General features: G+C 38.3%; 15 protein-coding genes and 7 pseudogenes. 17 read left to right on the top strand and 5 right to left on the bottom strand.

The genetic code is table 11. From position 1 onward, the window contains the following. Nucleotides 1–96: 96 nt before the first annotated feature. From HUK62_RS18390 to HUK62_RS18380, 3 genes and pseudogenes are all read left to right on the top strand, one after another. Nucleotides 97–531 (top strand): annotated as a pseudogene (locus HUK62_RS18390) (alcohol dehydrogenase catalytic domain-containing protein); the annotation flags it as partial. A gap of 58 nt (nucleotides 532–589) precedes the next feature. Further along, the gene (locus HUK62_RS18385; protein ID WP_005005861.1) at nucleotides 590–1,291 is read left to right on the top strand and encodes an IS1 family transposase; all 702 of its coding nucleotides are present in this window, start codon (nucleotides 590–592) and stop codon (nucleotides 1,289–1,291) included. Nucleotides 1,292–1,318: 27 nt separating this feature from the next. Then, nucleotides 1,319–1,951: pseudogene (locus tag HUK62_RS18380) on the top strand (zinc-binding dehydrogenase); the annotation flags it as partial. 170 nt (nucleotides 1,952–2,121) lie between these two features. Here HUK62_RS18380 and HUK62_RS18375 read toward each other — a convergent pair. Next, nucleotides 2,122–2,826: an IS6-like element IS1008 family transposase gene (locus tag HUK62_RS18375; protein ID WP_001067783.1), complete on the bottom strand. Its 705-nt coding sequence runs from the start codon at nucleotides 2,824–2,826 to the stop codon at nucleotides 2,122–2,124. A gap of 230 nt (nucleotides 2,827–3,056) precedes the next feature. Between HUK62_RS18375 and HUK62_RS18370 the strand changes: the two are divergent. The 3 genes and pseudogenes from HUK62_RS18370 to HUK62_RS18360 all read left to right on the top strand — a co-directional run. Then, a pseudogene (locus HUK62_RS18370) lies at nucleotides 3,057–3,212 on the top strand (IS5/IS1182 family transposase); the annotation flags it as partial. Nucleotides 3,213–3,398: 186 nt separating this feature from the next. Next, entirely contained in the window at nucleotides 3,399–4,016 is a 618-nt protein-coding gene (locus HUK62_RS18365) for an AAA family ATPase (protein WP_004758942.1), read from the top strand. Continuing rightward, entirely contained in the window at nucleotides 4,016–5,014 is a 999-nt protein-coding gene (locus tag HUK62_RS18360; protein ID WP_176538607.1) for a ParB/RepB/Spo0J family partition protein, read from the top strand. The genes HUK62_RS18365 and HUK62_RS18360 overlap by 1 nt, the downstream gene beginning before the upstream one ends. A 123-nt stretch (nucleotides 5,015–5,137) precedes the next feature. On the opposite strand, the gene HUK62_RS18355 is transcribed toward HUK62_RS18360, so the two are convergent. Together HUK62_RS18355 and HUK62_RS18350 are read right to left on the bottom strand one after the other, a co-directional pair. Continuing rightward, a complete protein-coding gene (locus tag HUK62_RS18355; protein WP_004758940.1) occupies nucleotides 5,138–6,448 on the bottom strand; it encodes a replication initiation protein in 1,311 nt (436 codons plus the stop codon). Between the two features lie 700 nt (nucleotides 6,449–7,148). Continuing rightward, nucleotides 7,149–7,550, bottom strand: a pseudogene (locus tag HUK62_RS18350) (IS30 family transposase); the annotation flags it as partial. 46 nt (nucleotides 7,551–7,596) lie between these two features. Between HUK62_RS18350 and HUK62_RS18345 the strand changes: the two are divergent. The 5 genes and pseudogenes from HUK62_RS18345 to HUK62_RS18325 all read left to right on the top strand — a co-directional run bounded on the left by HUK62_RS18345 (nucleotide 7,597) and on the right by HUK62_RS18325 (nucleotide 14,974). Continuing rightward, nucleotides 7,597–7,821, top strand: coding sequence for a hypothetical protein (locus HUK62_RS18345; RefSeq protein WP_176538606.1), 225 nt, complete (start codon nucleotides 7,597–7,599; stop codon nucleotides 7,819–7,821). A 206-nt stretch (nucleotides 7,822–8,027) separates the two neighbouring features. Then, nucleotides 8,028–8,645: pseudogene (locus tag HUK62_RS18340) on the top strand (AAA family ATPase); the annotation flags it as partial. Nucleotides 8,646–8,718: 73 nt separating this feature from the next. Then, nucleotides 8,719–9,107: pseudogene (locus HUK62_RS18335) on the top strand (IS3 family transposase); the annotation flags it as partial. 150 nt (nucleotides 9,108–9,257) lie between these two features. After that, entirely contained in the window at nucleotides 9,258–9,926 is a 669-nt protein-coding gene (locus HUK62_RS18330; RefSeq protein WP_176538605.1) for a hypothetical protein, read from the top strand. Continuing rightward, nucleotides 9,923–14,974 carry a tyrosine-type recombinase/integrase gene (locus tag HUK62_RS18325; protein WP_176538604.1) on the top strand — a complete coding sequence of 1,684 codons (5,052 nt, stop codon included), beginning with the start codon at nucleotides 9,923–9,925 and terminating at the stop codon, nucleotides 14,972–14,974. The genes HUK62_RS18330 and HUK62_RS18325 overlap by 4 nt, the downstream gene beginning before the upstream one ends. Nucleotides 14,975–15,044: 70 nt before the next feature. On the opposite strand, the pseudogene HUK62_RS19190 reads toward HUK62_RS18325, so the two are convergent. After that, nucleotides 15,045–15,170 (bottom strand): annotated as a pseudogene (locus HUK62_RS19190) (IS5/IS1182 family transposase); the annotation flags it as partial. A 225-nt stretch (nucleotides 15,171–15,395) separates the two neighbouring features. Between HUK62_RS19190 and HUK62_RS18320 the strand changes: the two are divergent. Next, entirely contained in the window at nucleotides 15,396–15,695 is a 300-nt protein-coding gene (locus HUK62_RS18320) for a hypothetical protein (RefSeq protein WP_034427719.1), read from the top strand. Nucleotides 15,696–15,986: 291 nt separating this feature from the next. On the opposite strand, the gene HUK62_RS18315 is transcribed toward HUK62_RS18320, so the two are convergent. Beyond that, nucleotides 15,987–16,316 carry a DUF4236 domain-containing protein gene (locus HUK62_RS18315; protein ID WP_004758934.1) on the bottom strand — a complete coding sequence of 110 codons (330 nt, stop codon included), beginning with the start codon at nucleotides 16,314–16,316 and terminating at the stop codon, nucleotides 15,987–15,989. Between the two features lie 224 nt (nucleotides 16,317–16,540). Here HUK62_RS18315 and HUK62_RS18310 point away from each other — a divergent pair, with 224 nt between their 5' ends. Genes HUK62_RS18310 through pglX form a run of 5 tightly spaced genes read left to right on the top strand, consistent with a single transcriptional unit; the run spans nucleotide 16,541 to nucleotide 25,910 of the window. Further along, on the top strand, nucleotides 16,541–17,407 hold the full coding sequence (locus HUK62_RS18310) for a WYL domain-containing protein (protein WP_176538603.1): 867 nt from the start codon (nucleotides 16,541–16,543) through the stop codon (nucleotides 17,405–17,407). Nucleotides 17,408–17,417: 10 nt separating this feature from the next. Then, complete coding sequence (locus tag HUK62_RS18305; RefSeq protein WP_176538602.1) at nucleotides 17,418–18,029, top strand: DUF1819 family protein; 612 nt, start codon at nucleotides 17,418–17,420, stop codon at nucleotides 18,027–18,029. A gap of 16 nt (nucleotides 18,030–18,045) precedes the next feature. Then, complete coding sequence (locus tag HUK62_RS18300) at nucleotides 18,046–18,621, top strand: DUF1788 domain-containing protein (RefSeq protein WP_002010699.1); 576 nt, start codon at nucleotides 18,046–18,048, stop codon at nucleotides 18,619–18,621. Between the two features lie 40 nt (nucleotides 18,622–18,661). Continuing rightward, nucleotides 18,662–22,342: a BREX system P-loop protein BrxC gene (gene brxC, locus HUK62_RS18295; RefSeq protein WP_176538601.1), complete on the top strand. Its 3,681-nt coding sequence runs from the start codon at nucleotides 18,662–18,664 to the stop codon at nucleotides 22,340–22,342. A 46-nt stretch (nucleotides 22,343–22,388) separates the two neighbouring features. After that, a complete protein-coding gene (gene pglX, locus HUK62_RS18290) occupies nucleotides 22,389–25,910 on the top strand; it encodes a BREX-1 system adenine-specific DNA-methyltransferase PglX (protein WP_176538600.1) in 3,522 nt (1,173 codons plus the stop codon). Nucleotides 25,911–25,917: the final 7 nt, after the last annotated feature.

Genomic DNA, 25,917 nt, shown 5'->3' with positions numbered 1-25,917 from the left:
AAGGGTATTGCCTACACAAACACCTTTTATACTTTATTGAAAGTTGAGGCCGTGTACGCACTGGTTTACCGTTAACATCAATATAAGGAATATAAAATGAAAGCAGCTCGTTTTTATGACCGAGGGGATATTCGAATTGAAGATATCCCTGAACCGAAAGTACTTCCAGGCACAGTTGGAATTCAAGTTGCGTGGTGTGGTATTTGCGGTACAGATTTACATGAATTCATGGAAGGTCCTATTTTTATTCCACCTTGTGGTCACCCACACCCAATTTCGGGAGAATCTGCACCTGTAACAATGGGACATGAATTTTCAGGCGTGGTTTATGCAGTTGGAGAGGGTGTAGATGATATCCAAATTGGGCAACATGTCGTAGTTGAACCCTACATCATTGCTGACGATGTGCCGACTGGCCCCAATGATAAGTATCATTTATCAAAAAATATGAACTTTATTGGTTTAGGCGGACGCGGTGGTGGTCTTTCTGAAAAAATTGCAGTTCAGCGGCGTTGGGTACATCCTATTTCGGTGGTGTATCAAAAAGTATGCTAAAAAAAAGCAGGTTGAATTTTGATAAAATAGAGAAATGCAAATAACTCTAGAAATCAAATGTCCAACCTGCCTCAGTGACAGTATAAAGAAAAATGGCATCAAAGTAGATGGGAAACAAAACTACCAATGCAAAGACTGCAAACGTCAGTTTATTGGTGACCATGCTCTGAGCTATCTAGGATGTAATTCTGGCATTACTCGTAAAATATTACAGTTAATGGTCAGAGGCAGCGGTATACGAGATATCGCTGAAGTTGAGCGCATTAGTATCGGTAAAGTCTTACGGACTTTAACTGAATCGGCCTATCAAATTCAGCCTAAACAAAGTCATTATGAATCTCTCGAAGTAGATGAATTCTGGACTTTTGTTGGAAATAAAAATAATAAACAATGGCTTATTTACGCCTACCATCGAGAAACAGGTGAGATTGTTGCTTATGTTTGGGGTAAGAGAGATTTAGCTACAGTCCAAAGGTTGAAGACAAAGCTTAAACAATTAGGTATTCACTACACCCGAATTGCAAGTGATCATTGGGACAGTTTCATCACTGCTTTTAAAAACTGCAAGCAAAGTATTGGTAAGTTGTTTACTGTAGGAATTGAAGGTAATAATTGCAAAATAAGGCATCGAATAAGGCGTGGTTTTAGAAGAAGTTGCAATTTCTCCAAAAAGCTTGAAAACCATTTTAAAGCCTTCGACTTAACCTTCTTTTACATCAATAATGGCTTCATTTAATGTCAGCATACTTTTTAAAACACCACCCCTATTTCAAATGATATTCCTTTAGACCAAGCAGCATTGATAGAACCTTTATCTGTCGGTCATCATGCCTATGTCAGAAGTGGCGCAAAAGCTGGCGATATCGCACTGGTTGGTGGAGCAGGCCCAATAGGCTTACTTTTATCTGCTATTTTAAAGGCTAAAGGTCTCACGGTCATCATTACTGAACTGAGTGCAAAACGTAAAGAAAAAGCGATAGAAGCGGGTGTTGCCGATTATGTACTAGACCCATCTAAGGTTGATGTAGTTGCTGAGGTAATGAAAATTACAGAAGACCGCGGTGTAGATGTCGCTTTTGAATGTAGTAGTGTCAATAAAGTCATGGATACACTCGTTGCAGCAATGAAACCAACTGGTGTAGTCGTTATCGTTTCTATTTGGAGCCATCCTGCCACAATTAATGTGCATAGTGTGGTGATGAAAGAGCTAGATATTCGTGGCACGATTGCTTATGTAAATGATCATCAGGAAACTATCCGTTTGGTTGAGCAAGGTAAGATTAATCTAGAACCTTTTATTACCCAACGGATTGCATTAGATGATCTTGTTTCTAAAGGCTTTGAAACATTGATTCATAATAATGAGTCTGCTGTAAAAATTATTGTTCATCCGTAGTAACGCCTAATTTGAACGACTAATTTGAATAAACTAGAAATAAACTCTATGTAGCTATTTCTAATATCTTTATAGATAGGGAATGAGTCTGTACGTACAGATTCATTCTCAAATTTACGGCACTGTTGCAAATAGAGATTTGAGTCGATGATGTTCCCTTTAAAAAGTGCTTAGAGACCGAAAACCCTGTTGATTAGACACACTTCACCCTGAGGCTGACCATAATAAAATGACGATGCTTGTCCTTTACGTAGTGCACGCATGACTTCAATACCTTTAATTGTGGCATAAGCCGTCTTCATAGATTTGAATCCTAATGTGGCCCTGATGATTCGCTTTAACTTACCATGATCACATTCAATGACATTATTTTTATACTTAATCTGCCTGTGCTCAATATCTACTGGACATTTTCCTTCTCGCTTTAATCGTGATAAAGCATGGCCATAGGTCGCTGCTTTATCTGTATTGATGACCCGTGGAATTTGCCATTTTTTCACCGTATTGAAGATCTTTCCTAGAAAACTATAGGCTGATTTACTGTTCCGTCTAGCGGAAAGGTAAAAGTCAATCGTATGACCCCGTTGATCAACTGCACGATACAGGTAAGTCCATCGCCCCTTCACTTTGATATAAGTCTCATCCATATGCCATGAATGTAAATCTGTAGGATTACGCCAATACCAGCGTAACCGTTTTTCCATTTCTGGAGCATAACGCTGAACCCAACGATAAATTGTACTGTGATCCACATTTATGCCTCGTTCAGCGAGCATTTCTTGAAGTTCACGATAGCTGATGCCATATTTACAATACCAACGAACAGCCCAAAGAATGATTTCACCTTGAAAGTGCCGACCGTGGAAGGGATTCATCTGCTGTATCTCGAAATAAATAAGATATTTAGCTTATCATGTCAGCCTATTTGCAACAGTGCCTTATTTTTTTATTTAATCTGTCTGTGCTCAACAAGGCTTGGAGGAAATTTCCCTTCCTGCTTTAGCCTTGATAAAGCAGGACTGAACCGTACCGGGTTTGTCGGAGACTTTTTTATTTAAGTTAGGCCACCTGACCTAACGGGTTAATCTTATCATAGTACATTGCTTCTTTGGTGGAAGCCAAAATGCATTGCATCAAATTATTGGGGGATAAACTGAGTGCAAGGAACTTTCAAAGCCAGGTCAATGAGATTCATGCCCGTGTAGCAGTATTAAATAAATTTATGGAATTAGGCCAACCTCATACCCAAGTTATCACTTAAATTTGAAGTGATATGGGGAACCTTAATTTTTAAATCTTTGTGCAACAAGGCCTATTGAATCCGAAAAAGATAATAACTAGGCTTATAGATAATTTGATTTTTTAAATTTCCACAGTGGAAATTTAAAAATATTTTTTTTATTTTTTTATTATGCTAATATAAATTTAATTTTTATATATATTACCCATGACAATATACGTAATCGCAAATCAAAAAGGTGGTGTTGGAAAGACAACGCTATCAACCAACTTAGCTGTTGCTCTGAGTAAAAAAGGCAAGACGACTCTTGTAGATGGAGATGATCAACAATCCTCTATAAAATGGAGTAAACGTAGACTACAAGATTCTATTACAACCATTGCTCTTAAAGATAATTTAAAAGAAGAATTACAACAATTAAAACAAAATAATAAATATATTGTATTGGATGTTGCAGGGCGTGATTCAGCTGAATTTCGTTCAGCATTATTAACAGCAGATGTTCTTATTATTCCAACACAACCTAGTCAAACAGATATTGAAGTACTACCTTTTGTTCTAAGATTAGTAAATACAGCAAAACAAGTGAATAAAAATTTAAAAACATTTGTGGTGTTAAATAAAGCCCCAACTAATAATAAATCTACAGAAATTGATGCTGCTTTAGAGCTATTACAGCAAGTCAAGTCTGTTAAAACACTAAATACAATTTTGCGTGATCGCAAACAATTTCGCGATGCGATGATCGAAGGAAAATCAGTATTAGAAATGGGTAGCAGCAAAGCAAAAGATGAATTAAATGAATTTTTGGTGGAGATCCTGTAATGGCAAAAAAACCATTAATTGTCGATTTTAATGATTCTCTTGAAATGGAGCAGGCATTTATTAATGCAGCAGGAACAGGAAAAGTATCGTTAATATCATCAATTGAAAATAATATTGTTGATGTACCTATAGAACTTATTGACTTCTCAGAGCATCAACCTCGTATTATTACAGATAAAGTTTTACAGGAAGTTGAAATTCTTGCCACGAGTATTGTAACGAATGGACAAATTTACCCTATTGTTGTTATAAAAAAAGAGGAAAGATATGAGCTCGTCGGTGGAGAAAAAAGGTTTAGAGCTGTTCGAGATATATTAAAGCATAAGACGATTCGTGCAATTATTCGAGATGATAAATCCAAGGAAAAAACAGCTTTAATTTCATTGATTGATAACTTACATCGATCGAATCTTAGTGATTTTGAATTAGTCAACGCCATACAAAAACATTGTAATGAGTTTGGATACTCTATACAAAATGTAGAATTTATCACTCAAAAATATCAACTAGATCAATCTAAATACTTTAGATTAATGAGCTTTTATAAACTTCCAGATTATATAAAAGAAGATCTAAAAATAAATCCAAAAGCTATTTCAGGTGCAACTGCACAACAATTGTTAACCGAATTAAATAAACTCGTTTTAAAATTTAATCATCAATTGGTTGAATCTGCCACATTTAATATATGGAAAAAATATCTAAATGAATTTACAGAAACTAATCGTCCATCAAAAAAATTCATTTACGAAATAGAAAAAGCATTAACTGTACAAGAGATAGCTAAAAAGCAAGAACAAAATATCACAAATACGTCTAAAATTAATAAAATGGTACTAAAAGATAAAAATGGTCTTAAATTTGGCTCAATTAAGATTGAAAAAAATCTCAATGGGAAGACAGTCGTAAATATTCGTACTAGTTTAAATGCTGAATTTAATCAAGAAAAAATTGAAAAACTAGAAGCTTTTCTTGCTGATTTAGACGATAAGGTATAAAAAATTATAAATTTCCACAGTGGAAATTTATAATTGAGTATCCAATATGTTATAGATTGATATTGGATACTACCATTTACCATATATATAAGATTAAAAAATGATACATAAGAAAGGTTATCATCAGAAAGGTAGTTGATCTTCTGCAGGATCTAAAATTTCATCCATATCAGAATCTGCAATATTTTTATCTTCATGCTCTGCCATATTATCTTCAGACGCATCTTTTTTAAAGATATTCATATTGCGTTTTGCTTGTATCCAAAAATAGTAATCCAGATCAATAAGTTTATGATCATTCAATATATCTAACTTATTTGTTAATAAGCTACGCATCGTTTTTTTAGCTGTAATCGTATCCAAATCACCTAAAAAATAACCATAATCGTTTAAGAAAACATCACAATTCACTAAAACTGTGATTTGCTTAGAGCTCAACTTAGTGACTGGTTTAATATATTTAACGCGTTCTTTATCTTTAAAGTGTGATCCATCATCACTATATGGAATTGCATTTTTAAGATGTTTTTCTTTTAATCGATCAATAATACGTTGAAAAATTAGATTTCTATGCTCTTCCTTCATTTTGTAAGTAAAACGTATACCTACAACAAATTTTCCATTTTTAATCGTTTCATAATCAATTTCAAGATTACTTAACTTATTAATTTGTGTTTTAGCAACATTCAAAACACGGCTTTTTAAGTTATCGATTAGTTTATATTTATCTTCAATATCTAAAGCAAAACGCAATCTTTCCAAACTTATATCATGAATTTGCTGAATACCTAATGACTCAGCTTTCCATAATTCAGAATTGAGAATCCTATAAATCCGCATGGCATAATTAGAACGCATCCGCATAACATAGCGAATTTGGTGTGTACTAAATGAATGCGTCATACCTGTCGGATTAATTAAGTTGTAGAAGTAATTATAAAATTCTCTAGCAAAACGAATCTGCATGCATTTAGTTTCTTTACTATAATGACAATAAATAATCATTGGTACCTTAATTGGTGTAGGATCATCTTTTTTCTTGATCAACATTACCTTAGGCTTATAACTATCATAAACACGCTGCAAGGCCTTTTCACCATACCGATGAATTTCATATAGCTCACTTGCTGTGACAACATCTTTATCTAAATCTTTTTCTGAAATCAATTCACCAAAATTAGCTGCACTAATCGTAATTAACTCATCTGGATCAAAGCGCATATTTTTATTTAGTTCATTTTTGCGCACAGCAACCATAGCACAGTACACTAGCTTTTCTTCATTAGCTTCATAACTGTAATTTGCAGTGGTCATATCATTACGTGTAGCCACTAAATCAGTGTATTGAACACGACGAGAAGAAGGCTTTATTAATTCTGTACTTTTCAAACCAAACTCCGTGGTTACAATTTTATAACCATACATTAATAACATTTTGTATTGAAATCAACAATGAAAGCAAACAGATCAATAAAAATATATCTTTTAGCTTACGGACAAAACGTATGGTTATTCACAGATATTTAATAAAATTATCAACAACGGACAAAACGTATGGTCATTTCATATAACCTAATAAATAATGAGAACAGGACAAAACGTATGGTTATATCAAAAATAAAATTCAAATAAGCTCAAAGCATTGCTATTAAATGCTTTTAATGTCATTACAATAAAAAAAATAAGTAAAATAATCCAATATATCAATAGAAAGAAAAACCAATCTTCAATAAAAAAGCATGTACATCGGACAAAACGTATTGATAGTGCTTAAAACATCATCATTTATTTGGAATAGAAAAAATTCATGGTTATAGTTTTTATTGTGCTAACTGCAATGAATATTTGTATATTCACTTTAAGAGAATTTTTACTATTGATAATTTTGTGGATAAATTGAGACAAAACGTATGGTTATCGGACAAAACGTATGGTTGAACGGACAAAACGTATGGTTGAACGGACAAAACGTATGGTTGAACGGACAAAACGTATGGTTGAACGGACAAAACGTATGGTTATTAATGAATAACCAATTGAATTTAAATATAAAAATATCCTTATAAACCTTATTAAATATATATAAACATATATAAATACTTATAAACCTTTAATTTAATTTTTTAATAAAATTTTAAATAAGACGAATTGAAGCAACAAGTGCAACACTATAAAAACCAGCGATCACTTCACTGAGTGTATACCAACATAGTATCTTTCTAGGACGATTATTTAGACCAAACTCTATCTATTCTATTCGCTCTTTTGATACATCATCAAACGATAAGGATTTTGGCAAATATTCATTCGTATTTTCATTTTTAGCGCGTTGATTAGACTTTTATGGATCCACAAAGTAAGTGTCTATGCATGCATCTGTTATCCTACTATGCTCTGAAAACTCCTTACCATTATCAAAAGTCACACTATAAGCATGACTGCTACGCAAACATTCTAAAGGACACGAGATCGTTTTAGTTGAGGTTCTCATTTGCCACAAATGAACGATATGTACATATAGACTCTTACGTTTCACATTCGAGTAGTTCTAAATTATTTTGGCTGTGATTCATGCAGGAATAATGAAGAGCATTCGACAGCCGTGGGAATTGATCGGCATAGCGTTGGTAAATACTGATTTCATGATTGAGTTGAACAATACTGTTTTCTACACGTTCCAGTTCGATTTGCAGCTGGTCTTTCGTTTCACAAGATTCTTGCTGTGTTGGAAGATGGATGGTGCTGGACTGTGTGATTGGCTGATAGTTTTAGATGTGACCATCTCTGATTTTTTAAAAACAGCTTAGTATCTACATAGACGTAATATTCTATATCGTGTTTGAAAAAAATATTCCAGTGAAAATCTATTGTCTATAGCACCTCTAACACCTGCGATAATAGGAATTTAAATATTTCAATTAGAATTTAAACTTTTCTTGAAAACAAAGAATATTTCTTATGTGATCTAAATTCTGATAAGATATATGAAAAGTTTAGAGTCTAAGTGTAAATAATGATAAAGAATAATATTCGACGTGAAAGCTACCTGAAATTTCTGAATACATGGAAAAACCGTGATCTCATTAAAGTACTATCGGGTGTACGTCGTTCTGGAAAATCTACTTTACTAGCGATGTTCCAACAAGATCTAAAAGAGCAAGGTGTACAAGATGAAAATATCATTGCTATTAATTTCGAATATATGGAATTTGAAGAACTCACCGATTATCGTAAATTACACGATTATGTACTTTCGAAAGTCGATAAAAACAAAAAAAACTATGTTTTTTTAGATGAAATACAGCATGTCCAAAATTTTGAAAAAGTAGTCGACTCTTTATATATTCGTGACTATATCGATCTATATATTACAGGTTCAAATGCATTCTTTTTGAGTGGGGAATTAGCGACGTTACTTACAGGGCGTTATATCGAGCAGCATGTTTTACCTCTGTCATTCCAAGAGTTTAAACAATGGCATACTGAAAATAATCCAACCATCCAACAATTATCCAATCGTGATTTGTATGCGATGTACACTCGCAGTAGTTTCCCTTATACACTTGCAATGACTAATCAGCAGGAAACCTATGATTACTTACAAGCAGTCTATGCGAGTGTCATGTTTAGAGGTGGATCAGGAAATTTGAACAACACTTATAAGTGATATTTTGCTCCCCAAATGATGTTATAAACATCAATATATGGAGTATTTTATGACACGTAGACCAAGAAGAAATCATTCAAATGACTTTAAAGCTAAGGTAGCACTTGCTGCGATTAAAGCAGAAAAAACACTTGCTGAATTGAGTGCTGAATTTGATGTTCATCAAAACCAAATTATCGACTGGAAAAATCAACTGATTTCAGCTTCCTCGCAAGCTTTCGATCAATCAAAAGCTCCAACAGAACCACCCATCGATCTAAAAAAACTACATGCAAAAATCGGTGAGCAGGCATTAGAAATTGATTTTTTAGAAGGTGTGTTGAAGAAACTGGGCCGCTTCAACCACAAAAGTTAATCGATGACTCACTTCAGATTTCAGTATCTAAGCAAGCTAAGCTACTGAAAGTCTCCCGTGGTTGTTATTACTAATTGATATAAAAATAAAGTTAGTAAATAAATTATATAAATCAAATATTTTCTTATTAAATCTTAAATTTGTTTGATTTAATTTTATTTATTTTGGGACTATGTTAGTCTATTATTTCAACGCTAAAAATAACTTAACTTGCAGAAAAAATGATGACACCATTGCTCATTGATGCATTAACAATATCTGAAGGCAGGTTTAAAAAACCATGCCCTGTTTTAGTTTTGAAAATGATGTTACTTAATGGGGAAAAGAGTAGGTTTTCAGAAGAAATTAAAAATCAAGCACTACTACTGCTCGCGACATATCGTAAGTTACTGCGTGCTGTCGCTAGGGATTTATGTGATGTAAAAACTCTAAAGGACAGTGTGAAAAGAAGACACTGGGGTAAAGTGGATAAAGTGCAGGATAAGATGGTTGTTGCAAAAGAACTTCGACTAAAGCATTTAGATCTAGAAGAAATGCCTTTATTTTTTCATACACAGCATTTTTTAAAAAAACTACCGATTTCCTTTGTTCAAAAATTGGTAGATTGGGCACCACCGGTGGTTAGTGGTACTTTTTTAATCGAAAATATTTTAGCAGGTTATATCGCCCAGAAGCTTTTGCCATTAGAAAAAATTAAAGTAAAAGAGCTTTGCAAGTCTGTGCAACCATATTTTCATTTAGCTGACTTTTTTGTATTTTTACCTCGACTGGAGGGGCTGTATCAAAAACATCAGCAGCAAATTGTTTGTGTGGCACCAACGGCAGAAATTGCTTTAGCTTTAACAGACTTTAAGAAAGCATGGATCTATCGTATTAGGAGCAGTTTATGAATATTTATTTTAAGCAGCTCATAGAATGGATGAAGCAGCATGAAAATATAGAAGAACAAGAACTTATCCAAGCATTATTTTTGTTGCGTGCACATTATAGCTTAGCTGGTATTGTTGTCATTTGTCAGCGAATTTTCACATTGATTGGTGATCATGAATTACCAATATTTCGTAATGAGCTTAATACTTTAAAGATAATTAGTACATTACAGGATTCTGATCAACATTCACATTTTTTCTCAGAAACAACAGATAGAAACAAACATAAACTCACGCCATTACGTCCATACACTGGAGACAGTGGAATTTGTGATTTGCTATTGATTCAAGCAGGACTAAGTCGAAATAATGAGCGTTTTGATACTGTAATCATTTGGTTTTTAGAGCAAATATTTCACTTTCAAAAAAATGTACATACTCTAAAGCTTTATAGTCATTATTTAAAGGGTGATGGAAGCATAAAGCTGAAAGATCAAAAAGGATCTCGTGTGTATAACGCCTTTTTAGCGATCAGGCTGTTGGGTGATCCAAGTAATGAGGATATTTTAGAACAAGTCGAAAAATTACTGACTAAAAACGGACCGAAACAACTGATTCATTTGATGTCCGCTGGTTCTGAAGACAAACGATTAAATGAAGTTTTTTATGCATTAAAGCTCTTTTTATCACAAATTTGGCAAAAGAATCGACTAAAAAATAAGAAAAAACGTCGAGAGTTTTTACACCGTATAGGGTTAAAGCATCAAAAACTGATCTTGCAACGATACGGCTCATTAAGTATTGCTATCCAACCTTTAGAGGATGTAGATGAAATTCATCGTGGTCTAGTCTCTGAAGTATTTGAGTATGATGAGATTGAAGAAGATGAAACACCATTGGAGCCATTGTTTACATTTTTTTTGGCCGAACAATCCGATTTAATTCGAGGGTTTTATGCATCTAAGTCTACCTCTCAGCATGTTGAAGCTACAAATGTTGGTTTAGTTTGGACCAAATGGCGATTGTCATTAAATTCGATTCAAGATGTGTTTAGGCTCTGTCAACCATCTAAGGCTGATACCAGCTTAATTTTACGCGCAAAATTAGCTTTGATATTGAGTTTACTCACTGGACGTTCGGTTACTGAATTAACAGCGCCGTGTTTTAGTCAAAATACTGATCAGAATAATATTGCTATTCAGTATGATCATACTTTATCTGCATACGTATTGAGCGTTTTAGCAGGCACACCGACACTCAAAACAAAGCCAGAAGAGTCTAAATTTCATGTGCCATGGACCAAGAAATTACATTTGGTTTTACCAAGTGAGCTCAATGATTTGGTGAATCAAGTCAAAAATCTTGCGATTAAAACCCGTCAACCGGCAGTTGAACGCGAAGTTAGAAGACTTATTAACAGTGTGCCGAAAGAGTTAGAAATCAGCCTCAAAAGCATTAAAGATCTTCTTCCACGGTTGTTATATGAGCATAGCCAAGGTGATTTAGCTGTCGTTAAAGCAGTGACTAATGCATCCGGTCGGAATTATGATAACTTAATTCATTATGCATCTTTTGAACAGAGGAAACTTGAGCAGTTATGGGCTGATTGTTTAAGAACGATAAAAATTGATATTCCTGAATATATGCACTCTTCTAGTGAACGCGTGGGTAGCCCGACTGGGATAAAGATTGTTGAAATACAAAATGAAATTACACGAATAAAGAAGAGAATAAATCAGGCTGCCGAACAGAAAGATTGGCAGACGCTCTTTGATAACTTAACGTTGTATACAGAATTATGGATGAATCTTGCAACTGCAGGACGGGGGATTAAGCAACCCTTTCCAAAGTGGATAAGTCAGCAAGGCTGGGCATTGATTCAAGATAAACATCATCAAGATGAATCAACCGATCGTTATGTGCCATTGACGGCAGCATTTATCAAACAGATTCAAGTTTTACGTGGTTTGATGAGAATGCTGGGGGATCAAGTTGAACCACGTGTTGATTTATCATCTTATGCGTTGCAACTTTGTGATCCTCATCAGATTGAAGGTTTAGGTAGAAATTGGGCACGGAAGCTGGTTCGCTCTGATAATAATCAGTTACCTGGACGGTTCAAGGATGCTGGACTTGGGCACTGGGTACGCGGTCGTTATCCATGGGATATGTTATCAGTATTTCCTGTATCAACATTTAAACAACAGTGGCTTGATGTACAAGAAAACCTGCAAAAACAGTTAGGTTTCGAATGTCTTGATGTTTTTGATTTTTTTAAAAACCTGAATATTCCAACATTTGTTGTAACCAAAGAGATTAAAACAGTTCAAGCAGAGACGAAGCCGAGAATACAATATTCAGAAAATGATGTAAAAGAATGGCTGGAAAACTCAGAGTATGAGTCCTATTGTCAGTTGATTTTTGAGGAAAATCCTGAGCCAAACGTATCTTTCGAGCTTGGACATGTATTAGCTTCCCATTTAGCTAAAAATACAAACATTGATTTGCCACAAGCGATCAAGGCATATTGTGCTTATATTCGCGATAAAACGAAAATTCCTTTATTCGTTCAACTTCCTCAAAAAGCTAATCGTACATGGCTGACATCTGAAAATAGTTTTAGTACATGGTGTTATATTGAACAAAACTTACTTGATCTTATTCAGAAGGATTTAGAACATTTACCTGAACATCAAAATTGTGAGGTTGAAATAGGACGTTTGCTGGTTGTACTCTCCATGTATTCACAACTGTGCAGGGTAAGCCATTTACAAGCGATGTTGGAGTTTATTGCTTCTGATCAACATATAGTCGCTATGGGGAATAGTCGGCTCGTTGAGCTGACAGTGAATAATGATAGATCTGTGACGAAGATACGCCGTACAGTACTGTTAAGTCCTTATGTCTCGACGTTAATTTTAGTAGACCGACAGTATCTACAGCCCCGATTAAAAGAGATTTTAGCACAGTCAAGAAATCAACAAAGAACGGCTTGGCAAAAGTGTTTTAATACATATTTAAAACAAATAGGGATTAAGTCAACTCTATCATTAGCTCAATGGTTGAAAGCTTTACAGCAAAATGTGATGTTAAATAGCACTCCGTTAATTGCAGGTTATATAGCAGGCCAAGTCCTGACTGAAGATCTTTCAATAAATGAATTATTACGCTTATCCGAATATGAAAAATTAACCACAGGTTTAGATAGCACTGAGCCAGAAAGTGAAATAGAAATAGGCGATGAGCAACTACATTTGTCTGATATTTTAGCGATGATTCAGCAACTAAAAGGTGAGTCTAGATCAAGCATTTGGCTTGAACAGCTTGCCAATAATAAAACGAATCACTACTCAGTCAATTTATTAACGTGCTTTGTGCAATGGTTGATTTTACGCTGTGATGCAGAAGAGTTAAGTCTACAGAATCGAAATATGATTCATCTACATTTGGCCATCGTCAGTGCAGGTATATTGGGGTTTTCAGAAGACTTAACAAAAGATAGCCAGATTGATGAAGATGTATTTCAAAAATGGATGGAGTTGACGCAAGAGCATTTTCCACACCGCAAGCATCTCGCTGCGTGGAATCGCTTTAGAGATTTTTTAATTCAGTTAAATGATGATCGTATAAAGTTACACAATCGTACAGCGCATCAAGCAAGTGCTAAAGTTTTTGCAAAAAATGAAGTGCAGCAGATCGTTCAAATATTACAATCTGTAGAATCTGGGGTGAGTGATGCTGCTTTACGTCTAGAGATTCAGCGTCATTTTCGTTTATCTGCAGCGATGGGTGTACGCCGTTCAGAGACACTTCATTTACGGCCCTTAGATATTGATGAGGATATGCTCCGAATTCGTCCTTATGGTGAGCATCAGTTAAAAACACTTGGATCAGAACGTGTTGTTCCGATGAATTTATTAAGTCAGACGATTCAAAAGGGATTAGATGATATTTATAAGAATAAAAAATATTCGATATTAATGTCTGATGAGGACAGTGAGCATAGGCCTTTTTTCAATCAAATATCTCAAATATTAAAGAAAGTCACTGGAGATGTTGATCTCAGCTTACATCATTTAAGACATACGTTTGCAAGTGCATATACTTTAAAGTGTTTGCAAACAGTGGTGGATTTTAAAGCGCTCACGATAGAACTGCCATGGCTACAAAATTGGATGCCATCGAATGAGCAATTTAATACGCTAGTCGGCAATGAAGGACAGGTTGGGCAAGGGATTAAGGCGATTAGTCGAGTGCTTGGACATTTACATGAATCGACAACATTAAAGCATTATGTTCATATTTTATTTCTGGCTACTTATGCCTATAGCATGCAACAACAGCAACCCAATTTACATACTGCATTTTTTAAGCGAGTCATGAGTCGGAGTAATTTATTCAGGCATTTCCAAGCGATTCATCAACAGAATGGTAATCTAAAATATGAGTTGAGAGATACCATCGAAAAATATGTACTCAAAAAAAGACAAAGTCAGAGGTGGGTCATCTATGCTCAAAAAAGAGGGAATTCGACGGGAAAAGTAATTAAACACGATTTATTTCAACAATTTGAAGATATTGAGCGGTATCTTATTTCAGGGCAGGGGCAGCCACGATTAGATATTGAGTCCTGGAAGAGAGCTTTAATTACGATGGCAAACATTCCGTCAGGTAAACGTGGTTCAAATATAGGAAGACATCCATTATCGACACAAGGAAAGTTAGCACGTTTGCCTGAATTACTAAGTGCTGTAGATTTTAATTCTGCACAAGAGATTTTAGAGCGATTTGATTATTTAGAACAGAACCAATCAGAAACTTATAATTGGTTAATAAAAAAATGGTTGTATGAAAGTAATGTAACCAAAGTATTGATGCACTTTAAGGCAGAGGATGAATCTATGCTTTCAATCCTTACAGAACATCAGTTTTTTCCGATGGTGATGAAACATAATAAATATGATTATTTTAGAATTATGTCTCAACAAGCCTCATTAAGCGCCGTGCGATGGGCACTTACGTGGTTGAGTGCACGATATTTGGTGATTAGAGATCATATCAGAATCTAAGTAAATATGACTTACGCACGCTTTGTTACACAAAGGTTTGAAAGACAGCGCTACCCTAATTGAGCTAAATTCAAGTGACAACTTGGGTATAAGTGCAGCCAAATTCTGTGAATTTGTTCAAGACAGCTACGTGTGCATGAATATTATTTACCTGACTAGGAAAACTTTTTGCCGCTCATTTATTGCTTAATGCCTTGTATTTGATTCGCTACTAGAAGCCGTACAGTATCCTTCTTTATATGAATAGCCTAAGCATATATCGTTCAACCTAAGGGGCCCAGGCCTTTGCTTTGTCAAAATCTGATTTGCCAAGCAAAGGCCTGGGAATCCGCGAATTCTCTTTTTATTTCTAGAAGGTTTTGTTGTATAAAACATTATGTAACATGCTGATTTATAAAATAAAACTAGTGATAAAATTAAAATGTCAGTAATATCAGCAATATCAGTAATAATTGCTTGTTTAGAAGACCCTACGTTTGACGTACGGATTAACGAGGGCTTTATAGAGTATGATTCGGAACGATATGAGTTCTCTTTAAATAGACCAATCGGTGACAATTGGTGCTTGTATATTCAGTACATACCACAGCCATTACCAGTTTTGGTACGGATTGAAAAGCGTATTATATTTATTCTCTTTGCTGCCTTGAATGATGCGATCGCCCTTGAAAAATGGCTTAAAGATGCGATACAGCTAAATTCTAAAGTAATAAGCACATAAAAATACCTGTAAAATCCACTATTCAAGATTTTTAAGTGTGGTAGTAAATTAAGAATTCAGCTATACCACGTTTGATATTTTGAAAGTTGAGAATTTTCACTTTACTAAAAAATTATAAATAACATAAGCTTAAAAATGAGTTGGATTCCTAACGACATGAATTTTTGGCTTATTCTTTTGATAAATTTGATAAGCACATAACCATCTAAGTACTCAAAATAAAACTACGAAAATTTAGTGCTTTTATTTTTTTTTGATTTCACAACAAAGATAAAAAATAAATCAGAGATCCTAAAATATCACTGCCCCAACAATAAAACAAACCACCCCAAAAGCGATCCAAAGCCAGAGCTTTGATTTTGATTGCGCCGTCTGAGTGGGTGCGAAGATGGGTTGTTGCTGAGTTGACGATTGTTGGGTATTCGCTTTCTTCGTGTAAGGTCGATGCTTGGAGTAAGACAGCCCAGTTCCTGGAATACCGACGCTGGTTCGGGTGCCTTTTTTACCAATATTGACTGATGCACCCGGTTTGCCAATCGAGGCACTACTGATGCCTTTATGGGTTAGATTAATCTTAAAACCTGGGAATAATTTAATACTTTTACGAAATCTAAAACCCATCATTTTTCCTTTTTATCAGACCGATTGTTGCGTCGTTGAGTGCCTGGATATTCATTTTTAAAAATTTGAGAGCATTGATCTGACGCCGTTGTGCGGAGTCCATCCAAACATCGGGAGATTTTGATCAGATATGTTTAACCTGCCCTCACAATACCGTAAAAATAATTTACTGTATATTCATTGTAGGGTAGTCTTGATCACATTGTTTATTGACCGATTGTTCTATGACAGCAGACAAGCATGAAGTGCTTCTCAGAATGAGGGCGATTGAGTTACTGGCCTACTGGGAAGGGCGTTTGGTCACCACACGTTTAATGAACTGGTTTGGTCTTAGCCGTCAGCAGGCGTCTGCAGATATCAAACGCTACAATACGCTGTATAACCCAGATGCCTTGATTCATGACCCCTCCGTCAAGGGTTATGTGCCTAAGGCCAGCTTCCAGCCTGTACTGACTACAGCGCACATCAATGAATATCTTAATATGCTGTCAGGTTTGGTTAGTGAATCGCATGCCCTGATTGCGATGCCAGAACCGAATCTTGCAGCAGTTCAATTACCTGATCGCAGTGTACGTCCTGAAGTGATTCGGGAAGTTTTGCGTGCCTGCCGCAACCAAAGTACTTTAAAAATGATTTATGCCTCGATGCAGAATCCGCAGTGGCATGAACGCATCATTTCCCCACACACCCTGGTGTATACCGGTTTTCGCTGGCATGTCCGTGCCTATTGCCATCAGAGCAAGCAGTTTAAGGACTTTTTACTCTCCAGAATTGATCGCACACCTGTTGTGGTGGCGATTGAGTCAGTAGACCCTGCTCAGGATCAGCAATGGCATGAAGAAATTGTACTGACGCTGATCCCTAATCCAAAATTGAACTCATCACAACAAGCGCTGGTCGAAAAAGACTTCGGCATGCCTGATGGCAGATTACAGATTCCGGTGAAAAAAGCCCTGGCTCACTATACTTTGCAGCGATATCAGACCGCAATCACGCTGGCTGAGGCGGAAGATGCCTTGAAATATCCCTTGGTACTACAACGCTCAGATATCGAAAAGCTGTCGTCTTACCTGTTTGATCAGGCCTCATAGGAGATTGGCCATGTTAGAACAATTTCATTATGACAGTGACCTGATTGGCGGTTCCCTGATGGTGCGTGAAAGCCGGCTGATCGCGGATCTTTTATTACGAGAAGCGACTCCAGAACGATGGCATCAGGCAATTCAGATTGACAATATTCTGCAAAAAAGAACGCCTGCTTCAGCCCAACGTAACGCCACTGCCATTCGTAAGCGTCTGGAGCGCTTAGAGCCTGATTTCTGGAAAGCTTTGCGTGATGGGGATGATGAGCTGGCGACCCAGGTGGCTTTTTGTGGCGCACTGGAACGCAACCTGTTGCTGCTTGAGTTTATGGAAACGGTGATGAGGGATGCCTATATCTCTCAGGCGCAATACTTGGACAGTTATATCTGGTCAGATTTTTTGGATGAACGCTCACAACGCGATCCGGATATCTGTGATTGGAAAGAGTCCAGCAAGAAAAAAATGGGGCAGGTGGTGTTTCGCATGCTGGCAGAAGCCGGTTACTTAAAAAGTACCCGTAAGCTGGAGTTGCAGCGCGTGATCGTCAGAGCAGAGCTGCGTAGCCTGTTGGAAGAACATTATAAACAACGCATTAAAAGATCTATGGAAGTGTCGGTATGGACGCGTTAGTTGTAGAGGGGCAGCAATGAGTCAAACAATACATGAGCGTCTGAACCAGATTCCAGAGCGAATTCTTTCCACTGAGTTTCTCACTGGACAAGGATTGGGTAATGAAATTGGCTTCTGGATTTTTGATTATGCACCTGAAGATGAGCTGAAAGTCCGCGAATATCTTCATTTTCTAGACGGGATGCTGGAGAAAAAACACAGTCAGCTGAAGGTGGTGAATATTAATCTGCTACAAGCAGTGGTGGATTACCTGGCTGAGCGCAATTTCATTGATAAAGCGATCCAAATGCAAAAAGCCAAAGGCGATGAGGCACTGCTCAAGGCTCTGAAAGGTCCACTGCATATGGATAAGTTTGCGCCGTATCTGGTGAGCAAATATGCCACCAATGCGCAAGATATAGTGTTGATGACCGGGGTGGGGTCGGTTTGGCCACTGTTACGTGCACATCATTTGTTAAACAGTTTGCATTCCTTGCTGGGGCATAAACCAGTCGTATTGTTTTATCCGGGGTATTACGACGGTCAGGCCATGAGTTTATTTGGAAAAATTCCAAGCAATAATTACTACAGAGCCTTCAGATTAGTGCCATAAGCACGACAAATAGCCATAAAAATTCGGGGAATTGATTGAGATGAATATTAAAGAACTTTTTTACAAGCCATTAGATCGTGCAATTAACGGGGTGGTCAAGGCAGATCAGGATGATAATGCCACGGTTTACCAGGAGCTGGATGAGTACGTGGTCACCAATGAGCTGGAAAAGCATTTTCGTGACTTTTTCCAGTCCTATGGTACAGACCTCAGCGACCCTTCGATTGCCAATCGTGTCGGCGTGTGGATTTCTGGCTTCTTTGGTTCAGGTAAATCGCATTTTCTGAAAACCTTGTCCTATATTCTGGCCAATAAAGTGGCACGTGACGCGGAAGGTAACGAACGCAGTGCTGCAGAATTCTTTGATGAAAGCAAAATCCGGGATGCGTTTATCCGTGCGGATATTGGTAAAGCGGTTAGTCATCATGCCGATGTCATCCTATTTAACATCGACAGTAAAGCCAGCTCCAATGATGACGGCAATCCGATTCTGAATGTGTTTTTACGCGTGTTTAACGAGTATCAGGGTTTTAGTGCTGACCATCCACATATTGCACATATGGAACGTCACCTGAGCCAGAAAGGGGTGTATGAGCGCTTTAAACAGGCTTTTGAAGAATCTAGCGGCATGTCTTGGCTAGAAGAACGTGATGGCTATCAGTTCTATCAGGATGATGTCGAAACCGCGATTTCCCAAGCCCTCAACTTATCAGCAGAAGCAGCGCATAAATGGTTTGAGGATTCTGAGCAGACCTTTAGTGTTTCGGTTGAAAATTTCTGTCAGTGGGTGAAAGAATACCTGGACAGCAAAGGACCCCAGCAACGCATGTTGTTCTTGGTCGATGAAGTGGGGCAGTTTATTGGCAGCGATACCCGCTTGATGCTGACATTGCAAACCATTACTGAAAACCTGGGTACGATCTGTAAAGGCCGCGCTTGGATTATCGTCACCTCACAGGCAGACATCGATGCTGTTTTAGGTGAGATGTCTTCTTCCAAAGCCAATGACTTCTCCAAGATTGCTGGACGTTTTAAAACCCGTTTATCACTGTCCAGTTCCAATACCGATGAAGTCATCCAGAAACGTTTATTACGTAAAACCCCAGAAGCAGAAGCATTGCTCAGATCAGTGTTTGAGCAAAAGGGCGATATCTTAAAAAATCAGATTACCTTTGACCGTTCAGGCCCAACCCTCAAGAACTATGAGGGGCCAGACAGTTTTATTCATAACTATCCTTTTGCGCCGTACCATTTCCAGCTGGTACAAAAAGTATTTGAAGAAATCCGTAAAGTCGGTGCGACTGGTGCACATCTGGCCTATGGTGAACGATCTATGCTAGATGCATTCCAGATGGCCGCCAATGCGATTGCCACAGATGAAGTCGGTGCCCTGGTTCCTTTCCACCGCTTCTATACTTCAGTCGAAGGCTTCCTGGATACAGCAGTGAAGCGTACCATCGACCAGGCAGGGCAGAATAAGACCCTGGATGGTTTTGATGTGCAGATGTTGCGTACCCTGTTCATGATCCGCTATGTCGATATCATCAAAGGTACGCTAGATAACCTGGTGACTTTGTCGATTGAGAAAATTGATGAAGATAAGCTGGCATTACGCAAGCGGATTGAAGAGAGCCTGCAGCGTCTGGAAAAAGAGAGCCTGATTACGAGGAATGGTGATGAGTTCCTGTTCCTGACCAATGAAGAGCGGGACATTACCCGCAAAATTAAAGCCACTGACTTAGCAGCTTCAGAAGAAAATAAAGAGTTAGCCAATCTGATCTTTAAAGATTTACTGCGAGATCAGAACAAATACCGCCATCAAGCCAACAAGATGGACTATCAGATTGGTCGTTTCCTAGATAGCCATAGCCTGGATGGCAAGTATGAGAGCGATTTGAAAGTTGAAATCATTTCTCCACTAGATACGGAATACAACCTCTACACTGAAGCTTACTGTATTGGTAAAAGTACTCAGGCCGAAGGGCAGGTGCTGTTTAAACTGGCAGACGATAAACAGTTCTTTAATGAACTGCGCACCTGGCTAAAAACCAATAAATTTATCCGCTTAAATGATGATGGCACCCAATCAGATATCAGCCGTATTCTGGCAGACCGTGGCCGTGAGAACCAGGAACGCAAAAAACGCCTGCGTGCCCGGGTCGAAGAAATGTTGCTGGACGCGGAAAGTTATGCCTTGGGTCAACATCTACAACTTTCATCTTCAAGTCCAACCACCAAGCTGGATGAGGCTTGTCGTTATTTGCTGGAAAATACTTATACCAAACTGAGCTATCTGCAGGTCTATCAGCAGGATGCCTGGCGTGAACTGAACGCCGTCTTGACTGTGGATGATATGGCGCAACTCGGATTGTCTCTGGATGGCGGACAGAGCAATCCCAAAGCCCTACAGGAAGTGGAGCAGTACATTGCACTACGGGCCACCGGTAGCGAACGTATTCTGGTCTCAGATGTGATAGATCGTTTTGTCAAACGCCCTTATGGCTGGCCAGATGCTGAGATTTTACTGTTGGTAGGTCAGTTGGCGGCAATGGGGCGGATTTCACTGCAGCTAAATGGCGGCAGCTTACAGTTAAAAGATGCCTTTGAGCCTTTACAAAACAGCCGCCGTCGCCGTGATGTTTCCATTATTAAAAAGCGCCAGACTGATGATCAGGTGTTGAAACAGGCACGCCAACTCACCCAAGACCTATTCTCGGCCATGGGACCAGCGACTGAGAAAGAGCTGTTTGAATTCTATACCCAACATTTTAAAAATTGGTTAGCCAACTTTAAATCGTATAAGAGTAAAACTGATGTTGGGCAGTTCCCGGGCAAGAAAGTGATTGAAAAGTCGATTCTGACTTTGGAACGTTTGCTAGCCAATAGCGACAGCTTCGATTTCTTTAAGGCCGTGGTCGAGAACAAGGACGACTATCTGGATTTAGAAGAAGATTATCGTGATATTCATGAGTTCTTCACTAACCAGATGCCGAGCTGGCAGCAACTGCAACAGGCCTTACGTCATTTTGAGAAAAACAAACAGGCGCTGGGCAGTGATGAGGTAGCAAAAAAAGCCCTCTCCGAATTACATCGTATTGCCACCCTTGAATCGCCCTATGGCCTATTAAATAAAGTTGCTGATTTGGTTCGCACAGTGGAAAGCGTCAATGAGCAATTGCTGACTGAGAAACGCAATCAAGCGATAGAACACATTGATGACAAGATCAAGCAGTTAGAAGCCGAGATTAAAAACAGTGGCATCGCTAGCGCTGAGCTGAGTAACAAGCTATTACGCCCACTGCAATTGCTGAAAACGGATATTGAAGTGGAAAGCAGCCTGTCCACCATCTATATGCTGCAAACCCAAACCAGCGTCGAGCGTTTTGATGAAGCCTTGTATGAGTTGGAACGAGAAGTTCAGGCGGAAATTCAGCGTCAGGCCAAAGCGGCACAACTGGCTCAGAGCAAAGCCGAGAGTGTAACCAACACTGCAACCACCTCCAGCCCAGCTACATCAGCACCTGCTGCGAGTCCGGTACAGCCTGTGACAGCCGTAGTGCCACCGAAACCTGTTGTCGAAGTCGATGTCGCCAGCATTTACAGCAAAAGCTCAAGTAGTGTCTATCTGGAAACAGAAGAATCAGTGGATCAGTTTGTAGACGCACTCAAAGCTGAATTGAAAAAAATTGTGGGTGACAAAAAGCGTGTGCGTATTCGCTAACTTGGGTTAGGGATATCGGCATCAGCAATCAATTGAAGGTTTTTAAATGAATACCAGTAATATTAAAAAATACGCACCGCAAGCACGTAATGATTTTATCGCAGCGATGCGCAAGCAGGCGGCCAAATATGGCATCACCGCAGACAGTATTTTACCGGCTGAACAGAAAGGCGACTTGCTGCTGATTGGCGATCAGGTTTTTCCGCTATCCGTCATGAAATCTCGTGACAAGCTGATCAAGCGCATTCAAACCAGCAGTTTTGAGCAGACGATTGATTATATCGCTTACAGCTGGTTTAACCGTCTCTGTGCGATTCGCTACATGGAATGCAAAGGCTTACTGGATCATGGCCGTCGTGTACTCAGTAGTGCCGATGGTAGTGCAGGCTTGCCACAGATTTTGGAAGAATGTCTGGATATTGACCTACCAGGTTTAGATGCCAGCCGTGTGGCTGAACTCAAACTGGATGGCAATAAAGACGAAGAACTGTATCGTGAGCTATTACTGGCCCAATGCCATGCATTGAATCAGGTCATGCCACTCTTGTTTGAACAGGTTTCTGATGAGTCTGAACTACTGTTACCGGATAACCTGACTAAAACCGACTCTTTGATCCGTGATTTAGTGACCAGTATTCCGGAAGAAGATTGGTCGGATGTACAGATTATTGGCTGGCTGTATCAGTTCTATATTTCTGAAAAGAAAGATCAAGTCATTGGTAAAGTTGTCAAGAGTGAAGACATTCCTGCAGCGACACAACTCTTCACCCCAAACTGGATTGTAAAGTATTTGGTGCAAAACAGTGTTGGCCGTCTATGGATGATGGCACAGCCAGAAAGTATGCTTGCCAGTGAGTGGGAATACTATATTCAGCCAGCGGAACAAACTGATGAGGTCAATGCCCAGCTGAAACAACTGATTGATGTGCGGATCAGTGAAGATGGCGATACTTTAAACCCTGAAAGCATTACCGTGCTGGATCCAGCTTGTGGTTCGGGGCATATTCTGGTGGAAGCTTATGACTGCTTAAAAGCGATTTACTTAGAACGTGGTTACCGTAGTCGTGATATTCCACGTTTGATTCTGGAAAACAACCTGTACGGCATTGATATTGATACCCGTGCGGCACAGTTGGCCAGTTTTGCGTTATTGATGAAAGCGCGTGAGGATGACCGCCGTTTATTTAGCAATCCACCGAAGCTGAATATTATTGCGTTGCAAGGTAGCCAGCCTGAACGTTTAGATGCATTCAGTCAGGATTTGGCAAATACTGGTATTGCACAGGCAGATTTAAAAGAACTGTTGGAACTATTTGAACATGCTTCGACCTTTGGTTCTTTGATTCAAATCCCTCAAGCATTTGCTAAAAAATTGCCTGATTTAGAAACAAAGCTCAATACAGCATTAGTTTCAGGGGATATTTTTGCGCAGCAGTCAGCACAAGAACTGCTACCTTTAGTACAACAAGCGAAATTACTAGCTAAACAATATGATGCCGTGATTGCGAATCCGCCGTATATGGGAAGTAAATACTTAACACCAAATCTTAAAACTTATTTAAAGAAAATATATAAGGGCTATGATCAAGATTTGTTTTCGGCTTTTATGATTCGAAATTTAATGTTAACAAAAGACAGTGGTCAGCTTGGTTTTATGTCGCCATTTGTGTGGATGTTTATTTCATCTTATGAAAAATTAAGAGAAAATTTTATTGACCGTGCAACTTTAACTAGCCTGATTCAACTGGAATATTCAGGCTTTGATGGTGCAACGGTTCCAATTTGTACATTTACACTAGCCAAATCACATATTACAGGATTTACAGGTTCATTTATCCGCTTATCTGATTTCAGGGGCTCTGAAAATCAAGCACCAAAAACCTTGGAAGCGATTAATAACCCTAAGTGTGATTGGTTTTACACTTCAAAACCAGACGATTTTAATCAAATTCCTAGTAGCCCTATTGCATATTGGTTAAATAATGATGTGCGAGAAATTTTTGATAAGAATCTCTCTATGAAAGATGTAGTTAGTGGTGCTGTTGGGCTTCAAACTGGCGATAATAATATTTTTTTGAGGGTTTGGAGTGAGGTGAGTTTAGAGAAAACTGCTTCTAATATTAAAAACTCGCAAGAAGCTCAAAATTCATCAAAAAAATGGTTTCCATATAATAAAGGAGGTGAGTATAGAAAATGGTACGGTAATCAGGAATACTTCGTGAATTGGGAGGATAATGGCAAAGAAATAAAGAGCTTAACGCCAAAATCTGTAATAAGAAATCCTAATACCTACTTTAAGCCTTTAATTAGTTGGTCTGATATTACTTCCTCCTCAATTAGTTTTCGTTATTTCCCTGCTGGTTTTATTTACGATGTGACAGGGATGTCTGCTCAACATGAGAATGAAAAACAACTCTATAAGGCATTAGCGCTATGTAACTCTAAAGTAGTTGAATGGATAACTAAATCGGTAAATCCAACATTACACTTCCAGATTGGTAACTATCATAAACTTCCTGTAATTCTTTCGGTATTTGATGAAGTTAATATTAAAGATGTTCAAACACTCATAGCGCTTGCCAAAAATGACTGGAATGCTTATGAAAACTCTTGGGACTTTACTCAAAACCCAATTATCCGTACGGGGCAGCTAAACCTCGAACAGGCATTTAATACATGGCAACAGCAAAATGCTGACGCCGTGGCTGAAATGAAACGTCTGGAACAACAAAACAACAAGCTATTTATTGACGCTTACGGTTTGCAGGATGAACTGACGCCAGACGTACCGGACGAGCAAATCACTTTAACCCGTGCCGACCGTGAAAAAGACAGCCAGCGTTTAGTCTCTTATGCACTTGGTTGCATGATGGGACGTTATAGCTTGGACGAACCAGGCTTGATCTATGCCCATGCAGGCAATCAAGACTTTGATGCGAGTCGTTATCAAACATTCCCAGCCGATGCTGACGGCATTATTCCACTCACCGAAATGCACTGGTTCGAAGATGATGCCACCCATCGTATCCAAGAGTTCTTAACTGCCGTTTGGGGTAAAGACACACTAGATGCCAATATGCTGTGGCTGGCAGAAAGCTTGGATAAAAAAGCCAGTGAAACCGCTGAAGACACCATTCGCCGTTACTTAGCCAGCAAGTTCTATAAAGACCATATGCAGACTTATAAAAAGCGCCCGATCTACTGGTTATTCAGCAGTGGTAAACAAGGTGCTTTCCAGGCATTGGTGTACTTGCACCGCTATAACGAAAGTACTTTGGCACGTATGCGTACCGAATACGTCATGCCACTGATTTCAAAAATGGCGGCTATGGTTAATTCTTTGCAAAGTGAAATCGAAAACAGTGATTCAGCTGCTGAAATTAAACGTATCGAGAAAAAACTGCAAGATTTGCATAAGCAACAGGCTGAACTGAGTACCTTTGAAGAAAAACTGCGTCACTATGCCGATCAGCGTATTAGCTTAGATCTGGATGATGGAGTGAAAGTGAACTACGGCAAGTTTGGGGACTTGTTGGCTGAAGTCAAAGCGATTACGGGGGAGAAATGATGAATGT

This window comes from Acinetobacter sp. NEB 394 (genome assembly GCF_013374795.1).
Classification (GTDB): Bacteria; Pseudomonadota; Gammaproteobacteria; order Pseudomonadales; family Moraxellaceae; genus Acinetobacter; species Acinetobacter johnsonii.
The sequence above is the reverse complement of the archived record's forward strand: the minus strand, read 5'-3'. Positions and strand labels throughout refer to the sequence as shown.

Bases quoted from the DNA above. Each gene is read 5' to 3' on its own strand.
- HUK62_RS18385 (WP_005005861.1), top strand. From the start codon at position 590: ATGCAAATAACTCTAGAAATCAAATGTCCAACCTGCCTCAGTGACAGT.
- HUK62_RS18375 (WP_001067783.1), bottom strand. From the start codon at position 2,826: ATGAATCCCTTCCACGGTCGGCACTTTCAAGGTGAAATCATTCTTTGG.
- HUK62_RS18365 (WP_004758942.1), top strand. From the start codon at position 3,399: ATGACAATATACGTAATCGCAAATCAAAAAGGTGGTGTTGGAAAGACA.
- HUK62_RS18360 (WP_176538607.1), top strand. From the start codon at position 4,016: ATGGCAAAAAAACCATTAATTGTCGATTTTAATGATTCTCTTGAAATG.
- HUK62_RS18355 (WP_004758940.1), bottom strand. From the start codon at position 6,448: ATGTTATTAATGTATGGTTATAAAATTGTAACCACGGAGTTTGGTTTG.
- HUK62_RS18345 (WP_176538606.1), top strand. From the start codon at position 7,597: ATGAAGAGCATTCGACAGCCGTGGGAATTGATCGGCATAGCGTTGGTA.
- HUK62_RS18330 (WP_176538605.1), top strand. From the start codon at position 9,258: ATGATGACACCATTGCTCATTGATGCATTAACAATATCTGAAGGCAGG.
- HUK62_RS18325 (WP_176538604.1), top strand. From the start codon at position 9,923: ATGAATATTTATTTTAAGCAGCTCATAGAATGGATGAAGCAGCATGAA.
- HUK62_RS18320 (WP_034427719.1), top strand. From the start codon at position 15,396: ATGTCAGTAATATCAGCAATATCAGTAATAATTGCTTGTTTAGAAGAC.
- HUK62_RS18315 (WP_004758934.1), bottom strand. From the start codon at position 16,316: ATGGGTTTTAGATTTCGTAAAAGTATTAAATTATTCCCAGGTTTTAAG.
- HUK62_RS18310 (WP_176538603.1), top strand. From the start codon at position 16,541: ATGACAGCAGACAAGCATGAAGTGCTTCTCAGAATGAGGGCGATTGAG.
- HUK62_RS18305 (WP_176538602.1), top strand. From the start codon at position 17,418: ATGTTAGAACAATTTCATTATGACAGTGACCTGATTGGCGGTTCCCTG.
- HUK62_RS18300 (WP_002010699.1), top strand. From the start codon at position 18,046: ATGAGTCAAACAATACATGAGCGTCTGAACCAGATTCCAGAGCGAATT.
- brxC (WP_176538601.1), top strand. From the start codon at position 18,662: ATGAATATTAAAGAACTTTTTTACAAGCCATTAGATCGTGCAATTAAC.
- pglX (WP_176538600.1), top strand. From the start codon at position 22,389: ATGAATACCAGTAATATTAAAAAATACGCACCGCAAGCACGTAATGAT.